Source organism: Pseudomonas sp. MPFS (genome assembly GCF_022537035.1).
Classification (GTDB): domain Bacteria; phylum Pseudomonadota; class Gammaproteobacteria; order Pseudomonadales; family Pseudomonadaceae; genus Aquipseudomonas; species Aquipseudomonas sessilinigenes.
In genome coordinates, this window is the sequence record NZ_CP066123.1 from 1,389,691 (window position 1) to 1,401,473 (window position 11,783).

At 63.1% G+C, this 11,783-nt stretch carries 11 protein-coding genes; all 11 read left to right on the forward strand.

Annotated elements, in window-relative coordinates; all coding sequences use genetic code 11:
• The first annotated feature begins 56 nt into the window (after positions 1-56).
• Entirely contained in the window at positions 57-3,152 is a 3,096-nt protein-coding gene (locus I9018_RS06255) for a host specificity protein J (RefSeq protein WP_241108993.1), read from the forward strand.
• The gene (locus tag I9018_RS06260) at positions 3,149-3,436 is read left to right on the forward strand and encodes a hypothetical protein (protein WP_241108994.1); all 288 of its coding nucleotides are present in this window, start codon (positions 3,149-3,151) and stop codon (positions 3,434-3,436) included. Before I9018_RS06255 ends, I9018_RS06260 begins: the two co-directional genes overlap by 4 nt.
• Complete coding sequence (locus tag I9018_RS06265; RefSeq protein WP_241108995.1) at positions 3,433-4,164, forward strand: hypothetical protein; 732 nt, start codon at positions 3,433-3,435, stop codon at positions 4,162-4,164. Before I9018_RS06260 ends, I9018_RS06265 begins: the two co-directional genes overlap by 4 nt.
• Positions 4,165-4,289: 125 nt before the next feature.
• Complete coding sequence (locus I9018_RS06270; protein WP_241108996.1) at positions 4,290-4,874, forward strand: hypothetical protein; 585 nt, start codon at positions 4,290-4,292, stop codon at positions 4,872-4,874.
• Positions 4,871-5,053, forward strand: a complete 183-nt coding sequence (locus tag I9018_RS06275; RefSeq protein WP_022642608.1) for a DUF2635 domain-containing protein — start codon at positions 4,871-4,873, stop codon at positions 5,051-5,053. The genes I9018_RS06270 and I9018_RS06275 overlap by 4 nt, the downstream gene beginning before the upstream one ends.
• Complete coding sequence (locus I9018_RS06280) at positions 5,053-6,549, forward strand: phage tail sheath subtilisin-like domain-containing protein (RefSeq protein WP_241108997.1); 1,497 nt, start codon at positions 5,053-5,055, stop codon at positions 6,547-6,549. Before I9018_RS06275 ends, I9018_RS06280 begins: the two co-directional genes overlap by 1 nt.
• A gap of 63 nt (positions 6,550-6,612) precedes the next feature.
• Complete coding sequence (locus I9018_RS06285) at positions 6,613-6,960, forward strand: phage tail tube protein (protein WP_022642610.1); 348 nt, start codon at positions 6,613-6,615, stop codon at positions 6,958-6,960.
• Positions 6,957-7,253, forward strand: a complete 297-nt coding sequence (locus I9018_RS06290) for a phage tail assembly protein (protein WP_031321005.1) — start codon at positions 6,957-6,959, stop codon at positions 7,251-7,253. The genes I9018_RS06285 and I9018_RS06290 overlap by 4 nt, the downstream gene beginning before the upstream one ends.
• A gap of 130 nt (positions 7,254-7,383) precedes the next feature.
• The gene (locus tag I9018_RS06295) at positions 7,384-9,468 is read left to right on the forward strand and encodes a phage tail protein (protein WP_241108998.1); all 2,085 of its coding nucleotides are present in this window, start codon (positions 7,384-7,386) and stop codon (positions 9,466-9,468) included.
• On the forward strand, positions 9,455-10,693 hold the full coding sequence (locus tag I9018_RS06300; RefSeq protein WP_241108999.1) for a DNA circularization N-terminal domain-containing protein: 1,239 nt from the start codon (positions 9,455-9,457) through the stop codon (positions 10,691-10,693). The genes I9018_RS06295 and I9018_RS06300 overlap by 14 nt, the downstream gene beginning before the upstream one ends.
• A 3-nt stretch (positions 10,694-10,696) precedes the next feature.
• Complete coding sequence (locus I9018_RS06305) at positions 10,697-11,737, forward strand: phage baseplate assembly protein (RefSeq protein ID WP_085599305.1); 1,041 nt, start codon at positions 10,697-10,699, stop codon at positions 11,735-11,737.
• The last annotated feature ends 46 nt before the right edge of the window (positions 11,738-11,783 follow it).

Consider the following 11,783-nt stretch of genomic DNA (forward strand, 5'->3'; position numbering starts at 1 on the left):
TCCCGTCTTCCACCTGCCTGCGATGCCGCGGGCCTCATTTCGCCTGAAGGAAAGCCATGACCGACCCCATTCTCGCCGGTAGCAAGGGCGGCGGCGCCAAGCCGCCCCGTCCCTCCGTGGAAGCCCCGGACAGCCTGCACAGCACGGCCTATGCCCGGATCCTCGATCTCGTCAGTGAAGGCGAGATCGTGGGCCTGAAGAACGGCAAGCGCTCGGTGTTCCTCAACGAGACGCCCCTGGCCAACGCCGACGGCAGCCTGAACTTCTCCGGGGTCAGCCTCGAGACCCGCAACGGCAGCCAGGACCAGACCTACATCCCGGGCTTTCCGGCGGTGGAGAACGAGTCCCAGGTGGCGGTGGAACTGCGCAGCGACCAACCCTGGACCCGCGCCATCACCAACCTGCAACTGTCGGCGGTGCGCATCCGCCTGGCAGTCTCGCGTCTGGCACAGACCAACACCAGCAACGGCGACACCAACGGTTACACGGTGCGTTACGCCATCGAGCTGTCCACCGATGGCGGGGCGTTCGTCGAAGTGCTGCAATCGGCCTTCAGCGGCAAGAGCTCCAGCAAGTACGAGCGCTCCCACCGGGTCGACCTGCCAGCGGCCAAGGCCGGCTGGACCGTGCGAGTGCGGCGGCTGACGGCGAACTCCAGCAGCGGGGCGATCGCCGATACCACCAGCGTGGAGTCCATCACCGACGTGATCGACGCCAAGTTGCGCTACCCGGGTTCGGCGATCATCGGCCTGCAGTTCGATGCCTCGCAGTTCCAGTCGATTCCCAACCGCTCTTTCGAATTGCAAGGGCGGATCATCCGCGTGCCGAGCAACTACGATCCGGCCTCCCGGGCCTACAGCGGCGTGTGGGACGGCACCTTCAAGTCGGCCTGGACCGACAACCCGGCCTGGATCTACTACGACCTGCTGCTGCACCAGCGTTATGGCCTCGGGCACCTGCTCAACGCCGCCCAGGTGGACAAGTGGGAGCTGTACCGCATTGGCCAGTACTGCGACCAGCCGGTGTCCGATGGCAAGGGTGGCACCGAGCCACGCTTCACCTGCAACCTCTACCTCTCGGTACGTGCCGATGCGCTGAAAGTGCTGCAGGACCTGGCCACCACCTTCCGCGGCATGGCCTATTGGGGCGCGGGGTCGGTGATGGCGGTGGCCGACATGCCGGAAGACCCGGTGTACACCTACAGCAACGCCAACGTGATCGACGGCAAGTTCGTCTACGGCGGCTCGGCGAAAAAGACCCGCTACAGCGTGGCCCTGGTGAGCTGGAACGACCCGGCGGACTTCTACCGGCAGAAGGTGCAGTACGTCGACGATCCGGAAGGCATCGCCCGTTATGGCGTGCAGCAGACCGAGATCACCGCCACGGGCTGCACCTCCCAGGCCCAGGCCCAGCGCATCGGCAAATGGGCGCTGCTGACCAACCGCCTGGAAACCGAAAGCGTGAGTTTTTCCGTGGGCCTGGACGGCACCCTGGTGCGTCCGGGGCAGGTGATCCGCGTGGCGGACAACGATCGGGCCGGCCGGCGGATCGGCGGGCGCCTGCGCTCGGCGACCCTGGACGCCCTGGTGCTGGATGCCGACGTCAAGGCCTTCCCCGGCGATACCCTGACCTTGATCATGCCCACAGGCAAGGCGATCTCCCGGGTGATCAAGTCCGTGGGCTACCCGCTGACCTGGGACAGCACCGGCATCACCTGGGACAGTGGCGCCACCACCCTCGACACCACCGGCTTTCCCGCTGAAGTGCAGCGGGTGGTGCTGGAGAAAAAACTCGAGCAACTGCCACCGGTGCACTCGATGTGGGCCATCGATTCGCCGACCCTGGCGGTCCAGCAGTTTCGCGTGTTGTCGGTGGCCGAGGACTTCTCCGACTCGGCGATCAAGTACAGCATCAGTGCGGTCAAGCATGTCGGTGCCAAGTTCGCGGCGATCGACAACGGCGCGCGCATCGACCAGCCACCGGTGACGGTGATCCCGCCGAGCGTGCAGAACCCACCGAAGAACGTGCGGGTGCGCAACGAGCATTTCGTCGACCAGGGCAGCGCGGTCGGGGTCATGACCATCGACTGGGAACGCCCGGACAACGCCATCGCCTACGAGGTGCACTGGCGCAAGAACGACGGGGATTGGGTGTTCGCCGGACGTACCGGGGGCAACGCCTTCGAAGTCAGCGGTATCTATGCCGGGCGCTACGTGGCCAAGGTCCGGGCGATCAACGCCCTGGACATTGGCTCGGTGTTCGCCACCTCGGCCGAGACTGTGCTCAGTGGCAAGACCACACCGCCGCCGATGGTGGCTTCCTTCAACGCCGAGTCGATCGTGTTCGGCATCAAGCTCAAGTGGAGCATCCCTGCCGGGCTGAGCACCGCCGACCTGCAACGGACCGAGATCTGGTACAGCCAGGGCAGCGACGTGGCGACCGCCACCAAGTTCGGCGACTACGCCTACCCGCAGACCGACCTGACCATCATGGGCCTGGCCGCTGGCGTACGGTTCTTCTTCTGGGCGCGCCTGGTGGACAAGATCGGCAACCTGGGTGCCTTCCATGGGCCGGTCACCGGGCAGTCATCCTCGGATGCCGGGCCGATCCTCGAATACCTCAGCGACAAGATCAGCGAGACGCAACTGAGCCAGCACCTGCTGCAGAAGATCGAGTCCGGCGGCGGCGCCCAGGTCGAAGTCGAGACCGTGAAGCGCGAGCTGGCGGCGATGTACTCGATCAAGACGCAACTGACGGTGGATAACAAACCCTATCTGGCGGGGATTGGTGTCGGGGTCGAGAACGATAAGGGGGTCATTACCAGTCAGGTATTGGTTGCGGCTAATCGGTTTGCAGTGGTCGATCCCAATACCGCCAAGGCGGTATCTCCGTTTGTTATTGAGAATGGCGCTACTTATATAAATTCTGCGTTTATTCAGAACGGCAGCATCAATATGCTGAAGATTGGCGATAACTTGCAGTCTGATAATTATGTGTCGCAAACGACTGGTTGGAAGCTTGGTAAAGATGGGAGCTTCGAGATCAACGGCATTGTGCCTGGGCAAGGTCGGATGACGATCAATAATCGAGCGATAAAGATTATCGACTCGCTTGGGGTCGTGAGGGTCCAGATGGGAGATCTGACAGCATGAGCTTTGGAGTGAGAACGAAAAACAAAAATAATGATGTTATTAGTGAGTTTTCCGGGCGCTACCTCAGGTTTGTGAAAAGTATCAGGGTTGAGGCCCTGCAAAAAGGGAGTTTCACTTTTTCCGGAGATCCGAAGTTTACCAGGTACTTTTTTATTGCAGATCAGCCGGTTTCTACAGTTCCGCCATTCATTGATATTTCAGGTAATACGATTTCATGGCGCCCATATGCTACTTCTCCAGCTTTTCATGTGGGTGGGTACATACTGTTGGGAGCTTACTCATGAACTATGGTGCTGTTTTTAGAAATCCGGGTGGAGACTTGGTCATCGATTCGGACTTCCTTAATTATGGGTTGGTTGCCAGCGGGACTTATACCACTACTGCCGGTACGTCTATTGGCGGTCCAGTGATTTCATTCGGTTCTGCCTCTACCAGCATCGCTCCGCCACTCATTGCCGCGAAATGGTCGGCTAATGATGGGCTTTATTGCTGGGGTGTGAAAGCTGTAGGTAGCCCTGGCGCCTGGACTGGATTCCAGTTGCTTCTCCAAGCAATACCCGCAGCTAATGTAGTCGTTTCTTATGCGGTGTTCTCGGCGAATCCAATATCTGCAAGCGGTTTGGGTCTGATTGTAAGGAACTCTGAAAAAGTTCCAACATTCGATTCGGAGTTCACTCCGCTCGCCATTGCCGGATTTCTGGATCCACAAGGCTGGGCCATACTGTCGAGCTCGCTTCCTTATGCTGGATATAGAGTGACAACCTATACAAGGATGAATCCAATTCAGGGTGCCAGTATGATTTTGTCAACTCATAGATTCGGTGACCTTGTCTATCCTGGTGGGGTAGAGGGACGGTCCCCTGTTGCCATTGCATCCTATGGCTATGGATACGGTTCTAATGGAACCTTGAGGCTGATCGTCACTTTGGATACGGCTAGTTCTTCGGCAAACCCCTCAGCACTTTCAACGCCCAATGCGTATGTGTCTGCACTCACTTTTGTTGGATTTTGATTGTGGCTCCAATTTTTCGGCGATCTTTATATTTAAGTGATCTGAGTGTTGATTGGGTTATGTAATTTTGGACTTTTATAACGGTCCTGGTTTACAGGGCTACTACGTGAGTTCTCAGGAGGCTTATGGGGTTGATAAAGGTTTTAGAACAGATCAAAACCAACTGTCCCAGTATGACTGGTCGTATTGTTGGAAGCGTTAATCCTGAAGTTTTGCCAGTCGGCATCGAACAGTCACTTCCTGCGGCACTCATCGCACTGCTAAGTGACCTCGCCACCCCCTCCACCGCACAAAACACCTTCCGCCAGATCATCCGCGACCGCTTCGAAGTCGCCTTGCTGCTCGATGCCACTCACCCGCAACAGGCCCTGGACCAGCTCCATGAGCTGCGTGCCGAAGTCTGGCGCGCGCTGGTGGGGTTCAAGCCTGGGGCCGAGTACAGCCCGATCCAGTACGAGGGCGGTGAGTTGGTGCCGGTGGGCAATGAGCGGTTGCTCTATCGCCTGCGCTTTTTCGCCGAGTTCCAGTTGGGGCGCAATCGTTCCGGGCAGCCGGCGGAAACCTGGCATGAACGTGAACTCGACGGCTTGCCGTCCTTTACCGGGGTCACGGTGCGGGTCGATGCCATCGATCCGGCGGACCCCAATTTGAAAAGCCCGGGTCCCGATGGGCGCCTGGAGCTGACTTTCTCAGGAGAGCTGAAGCAATGAGCAAACGCATCACCGTGCTGCCGGCCGCTGGCCGTGCCGTACCCGATCCGGAAGCGGGCGACCTGCTGCCGGTCACCGGCCGTGAAGTCACGGACAACGCCTGGTGGCGTCGCCGTCTGGCCGATGGCGATATCACCATCAACGCCGTGCAAGCGGCACAACCGAAGGGAGCCCAATAATGGCGATCGGATTCAGCAATATCCCCGCGGACATTCGTGTTCCGCTGTTCTATGCCGAGATGGACAACTCGGCGGCCAATAGCGCCTCGTCGGCCATGCGCCGCCTGATCGTCGCCCAGGTCAACGACAACGTGCCCGCCAGCGACGCGGGCAAGCTGGTGCTGGTGTCCAGCGTGGCCCTGGCCAAGAGCATTGGCGGCCAGGGTTCGATGCTGGCCTCCATGTACGAGACCTTCCGCAAGACCGATCCGGTCGGCGAGATCTGGTGCCTGCCGCTGCACAACAGCGAAGGCAGCGTGGCCAAGGGCACTTTGACCCTGACCGGCAGCGCCACCGAGAGCGGCGTGCTCAACCTCTATGTGGGCGGCGTGCGGGTCCAGGCCGCCATCGCCAAGGGCGCCACCGCAGCCCAGGCGGCCACCGCCCTGGTGCAGAAGATCAACACCTCGGCCGACCTGCCGCTGAGCGCCAGCGCCGCCGAAGGCGTGGTGACCCTGAACGCCAAGTGGACCGGCGACAGCGGCAACGACATCAGCCTGCAGCTCAATCGCCTGGGCAAGAGCAATGGCGAGAGCACCCCGGAAGGCCTGGCCATCGTTATCGGCAAGATGGCCGGTGGTGCCGGCGTGCCTGACCAGGTCGCCGCGGTCGCTGCCCTGGGCGATGAGCCGTTCGAGTTCATCTGCATGCCCTGGACCGACGTCGCCAGCCTCAACACCTGGCAAGCGGTCATGGATGACAGCGTGGGTCGCTGGTCCTGGGCCAAGCAGCTGTTCGGCCATGTCTACACCGCCAAGCGCGGCACCGTGGGCACCCTGGTCGCCGCCGGGCAGGCGCGTAACGACCAGCACATGACCATCCAGGCCCTGGAACCGGGCGTTCCGCAACCGGCCTGGGTCCAGGCTGCGGCACTGGCCGCGCGCACCGCGGTGTTCATCTCCGCCGATGCCAGCCGTCCGACCCAGAGCGGCAGCCTGCCAGGCCTGGACCCGGCCGCGGCCAGCGAGCGCTTCACCCTGACCGAGCGCCAGTCGCTGCTCAACTACGGCATCGCCACCGCCTACTACGAAGGCGGCTACGTGCGCATCCAGCGTTCGATCACCACCTACCAGAAGAACGCTTTCGGCCAGGCGGACAACTCCTACCTGGACAGCGAGACCCTGCACCAGTCGGCCTACATCGTGCGCCGCCTGCAAAGCGTGATCACCAGCAAGTACGGGCGCCACAAGCTGGCCGCCGACGGCACCCGCTTCGGCGCCGGCCAGCCGATCGTCACCCCGAGCACCATTCGCGGCGAGCTGATCGCCCAGTACGCCAAGCTGGAGCTGGAAGGCCATGTGGAAAACGCCGAGCTGTTCGCCGAGCACCTGGTGGTGGAACGCGATGCCCGGGACCCGAACCGCATCAACGTGCTGTTCCCGCCGGACTACATCAACGGCCTGCGAGTCTTCGCGCTGCTCAACCAGTTCCGCCTGCAGTACGACAACGTCGCCTGAACGCACGTTCGACTGTGAATCCAGCCCACCTTGCGTGGGCTTTTTATTGAAGGGAGAAACACCATGGGTCAAGTGATTGCGGGCACCTGCTACGTCAAGGTCGACGGTGCTCAACTGACGATCAACGGCGGCTGCGAGGCGCCGCTGATGTCCACCAAGCGTGAAACCGTCGTGCCGGGTTTCTACAAGGAAGTCGAGGTCACCCCGACATTCAAGGTCACGGCGCTGCACACCCCGGACTTTCCGCTCAAGCAGCTGGTGGCCGGTACCGACATGACTGTCACCTGCGAATTCAACAATGGCAAGGTCTTCGTCCTGGCCGGCGCCTACCTGGTGGACGAGCCGGTATCCAAGGGCGACGACGCCAGCATCGCGCTGGTGTTCAACGGCGTGAAGGGGACCTGGCAATGACTCAAGTCGTGAAGCTGCAAGTGGCCATCGAAGCCCACGGCGAAACGCTCGACGAACTGACCCTGCGCCGCCCGACGGTGCAGGAGGTGCGCAACATCAAGGCGCTGCCGTACCGGATCGACAAGAGCGAGGAAGTGAGCCTGGACATGGATGTCGCGGCCAAGTACATCGCGGTCTGCGCCGGTATCCCACCGTCCTCGGTGAACCAGCTGGACCTGGCCGACCTCAACGGCCTGAGCTGGGCCGTCGCGAGTTTTTTCATGAGTGCGGCGTCGCAGCCATCGGCGACCTGATCGCGGCCGCCTATGACCTGGCCTGGTTCTGGAAGGTTGACCCCGAACAGATGATGGCCAGGCCATTGGATGTGCTCCGCGAGTCACTGGAGCACGCGCAACGGATCAATGCGATGCAGCAGGTGCAGTGATGGCCAATATTCAACAAAGCATGAGCCTGACGAACATCCAGACCACGGTGCACATGTCCGTGGTGGTGCTCGGCGCACAGAAACTCGAAGCCCAGATGTCGGGGATCCGCGCCAGGATCGGCGCCTTCAAGAAGAGCATCGAGGGCAGTGGCCTCGGCTCCCTCGACCTGGGCGGCTTTATCAAGGGTGGCGGTTTGCTGGAGCCGTTCATCCATGGCATCAAGCAGGCGATCAAGGCCGAGGACGACCTGCAAGCCAGCAGCCAGCAACTCACCCAGCTCAAGGTACCGCAAGTGCCCCTGGGTGAAACCTCGGCCCACCTCAAGCAGTTCGACGACGCCTTGCAAGGGGTGTCGCTGAAGATGGGCCAGGCGCTGCTGCCGGCGGTCAACAACTTGATCACCGGGCTGACCCCGCTGATCAGCAGTGTCGGTGCCTTCGTTGCCGACAACCCGGCCCTGGTGGAAGGCTTGGCCGCTGCGGCCGTGGCTTTCACCGTGGTTACCACCGGGGCCATGGGCCTGGCGGCGGTGGTCGGCCTCTTGGCCTCGCCGGTGGGGATCGTGGCGGCGGCGATCGCCGTGGCCGCTGGTTTGATCATGGCCTACTGGGAGCCGATATCCGGGTTCTTCAGCGGGATCTGGAACAGCCTGCAGCAGGCGGCGCAGGTGGCCTTCGCCACCTTCAAGAGCCTGTTCGGCTGGAGCCCGTTGCAGGCCCTGGCCGGTGCCTGGGGCTCGCTCACGGGGTTCTTCTCCGGGCTCTGGAGCTCGGTGGTCGGCGAGGCGACCCAGGCCTGGGCACCGCTCAGCGAGTTCTTCAGTGGCTTGTGGCAGGGCATCCAGGCCCTGGCGTTGCCGCTGCTGGATTTCTTCAAGACCTTGTTTTCCTGGAGCCCGCTGGGGCTGGTGATCGATAACTGGCAGCCATTGACCGGGTTGTTCTCGGCGCTGTGGGAGCTGTTGCGGGCACTGTCGGTGCCGGTGATGAGCTTCTTCAAGACCCTGTTCGACTGGTCGCCCCTGGGCCTGGTGATCAACAACTGGCAGCCGCTGCTGGGCTTTTTCGGGCGCTGCTGGGATGGCCTGCGGGCGCTGTCGGAACCGGTGCTGGGGTTCTTCAAGACCCTGTTCGACTGGTCGCCCCTGGGCCTGGTGATCAACCACTGGCAGCCGCTGCTGGGCTTCTTCGGGCGCTGTTGGGATGGCTTGCGGGCGCTGTCGGAACCGGTGCTGGGCTTCTTCAAGACCTTGTTCGACTGGTCGCCCCTGGGGCTGGTGATCAACCACTGGCAGCCGCTGCTGGGCTTCTTCGGGCAGTGCTGGGATGGCCTGCGGGCCCAGGCGGAACCGGTGCTGGGGTTCTTCAAGACCCTGTTCGACTGGTCGCCCCTGGGCCTGGTGATCAATAACTGGCAGCCGCTGATGGACTTCTTTTCGGCCACCTGGGACCAGTTGCTGGCGCTGAGCGCGCCGGTGGGCGAGTTCTTTCGGGCGCTGTTCGATTGGTCGCCGATGCCGCTGATCAATGCGGCCTGGGAGCCCGTAGCCGGATTCTTCAGTGGCTTGTGGGACTCGCTGCTGGCGATCACGGCGCCGGTCCAGGGGTTCTTCCAGGAGCTGTTCAACTGGTCGCCCATGGACAGGGTCACGGCCAACTGGCAGCCGATCGCCGACTGGTTCTCGGCGTTCTGGGACAAGCTCAAGGGCACCCTGGGCGGTATCCGGGAAATGCTCGGCGGCAGCTTTGGCGGCTTCATCGCCAAGATCACCGGCAAGGTCGAAGGCCTGACCGAGGCCCAGCAGCGGACCAACGCCGAAGGCAAGGGCCAGTTGGCCCCGGCATTCTTCGGTGCCGAGGCTTCGCCGGCGGCGCGCAACCTGAACCAGGGCTCTGGTGCGTTGGTGCAACAGAGTGCGGCCAACAACCGCACGCAACTCGAAGGCGGCCTGACGGTGCGCTTCGAAAACGCCCCGGCGGGCCTGCGCACCAGCCAGCCGCAGACCAACCAGCCGGGCCTGGCGGTGACTCCGCGCATCGGCTATCGCTCACTTTCCCTAGGAGGTTCCAATGAGCTGGCGTGATCGGTTGTTGCCGGCGTCGTTTCGCGGCGTCGGTTTCTGGGTCGACCAGGCCAAGACCCCGGTGGGCCAGAAGGGCCAGTTGCATGAGTACCCCCAGCGCGACCAGCCCTTCTACGAAGGGCTCGGCCAGCAGGCCAAGGTCCACGACCTGACGGCCTTCATCGTGGGCGAGAACTGCCTGGAGCAGCGCGACCAGCTGCTCCAGGCCCTGGAGCAGGGGGCCGGGGAACTGGTCCACCCTTGGCTGGGACGGATGCAGGTCAAGGTCGGCGAGTGCGAAATGACCCATACCCGCCAGGACGGCGGCCTGGTGACGTTCGCCCTCAAGTTCCACCCCGACCAGCCGTTGCTGTTCCCCACGGCGGTGGTCAACTCCCGCGAGCAATTGCTGGTGGCCGCCGACAGCCTGCTGGGTTCGGCGGTACGGCGCTTCGAAGAGGCCATCAGCCTGATCAAGGCCGCACGGATCGCGGTCAAGGAACTACGCGATTGCCTCAAGGACGTCTACGCGGTGATCGAGCATGAGTTCAAGGAACTGATCGACACCTACAAGGACCTGCGCCAGCTGGTGCTGGCGCTCAAGGAGCTGCCCCGGGAGGTCAGCGCCGAGTTCAAGGGCTTGCTCAAGGACATCCGCGAGCTCAAGGACTTCGCCCGCGAGGGTTATCGCGGGGTGCTGGCCAATGCTTCGCAAGAGGTCGAGGCGGCGAAGAAGATCGACACGCCCAAGCTCACCACCGGCAAGGACACGGTGGCCGCGGCCCAGGCCATGGCCAACCTGGTGCAGGACATGCTGCTGGTGAAGCTCGGCTACCAGGTCGCGCAGATGCCGGCGGCGGCGCCGGTGGTCAAGCTCAACTCCACGCCTTCGGTGGCCCAGCAGGCGGTCCAGCCGGTACGCCGCCTGGATGTGCCGGTGGCCGAGGATGTGCTGAGCCTGCGCGATGCCCTCAATGAGGTGATCTGGCAGGCCGCGCTCAAGGCCGATGCCCTGCATTACCAGGCGCTCAACAGCCTGCGCCAGCAGCTGTTCGGCCATCTCACGGCGGTGTCGTCCACCGGGGTGCGGCTGCTGACCCTGTCGCCCAAGCAGAGCCTGCCGGCCCTGGTGGTGGCCTACCAGCGGTTTGGCGATGCCACCCGGGTGGGGGAGGTGAGCCAGCGCAACAAGGCGGTGCATCCTGGCTTCCTACCGCCGGCCGACCTGAAAATCGCCGAGGTGTAGGCCATGAACCCAGCACAAGATGCCGTCACCCTGACCGTTGACGGCCTGGACTACGGCGGCTGGAAAAGCGTCGAGATCAGCGCGGACCTGGAGCGCCAGTTCCGCAGCTTCAGCCTCAACATCACCTGGCAGTGGCCGGGGCAACTGGAGGTCAAGCCGATCAAGCCCGGCTCGCGTTGCCAGGTGCGTATCGGCAGCGACCTGGTGCTCACCGGCTACGTGTACAAGGCGCCGGTCAGCTATGACGCGCACCAGGTCAGCCTGAGCATCGAAGGCAGTTCGTTGACCCAGGACCTGGCCGACTGTGCGGCCATCAACCGCCCGAGCCAGTGGCAGGAGCAGAGCCTGTTGAGCATCGTCCAGGCCCTGGCGGGCGCCTATGGCGTGGGCGTGGTCAGCGAGATCCCGCAGACCGCCAAGCTCGGCAAGCACAGCATCGTGCCCGGGGAGACGGTGTTCCAGTCCATCGACCGTTTGCTGACCCTGTACCGGGTGTTCTCCACCGATGACGCCGAGGGCCGGGTGCTGCTGGCCAAGCCCGGCAGTAGCGGGCGGGCCAGCGATGCCCTGGAGCTGGGCAAGAACATCCTGTCGGCCAATGCGCCGATGGATTTCAGCCAGGTGTTCTCCGAGTACCGGGTCATTGGCCAGCACAAGGGCAGCGACCAGAAAAGCGGCGCTGCGGTCGCCGAGGTCTCGGGCCAGGCCCGGGACCCGAGCATGGCGCGCAAGCGGGTCACGGTGATCAGCGAAAGCGCGCAGCTGACCCCCGAACTGGCCCAGCAGCGGGCCGACTGGGAGAGCGCCACCCGCATGGGCAAGGCGCTGACCACCAGCTATCGGGTCCAGGGCTGGCGCCAGGGCAACGGCGATTTGTGGCGGCACAACACCCTGGTGCGGGTGATCGACAAGGTCCTGGGCTTCGACCAGGACATGCTGATCTCCAAGGTCACCTATTCGCTCTCCGAACAGGGCTCGATCACCACCTTGCAAGTGGCGCCGCCGCACACCTTCGACGCCAACCCCGTCCCCGCGAAAACCTGAGCCGCCCCCGGCGGCGTACAGGCCACCGGGGCCCGCCATTGCCTGC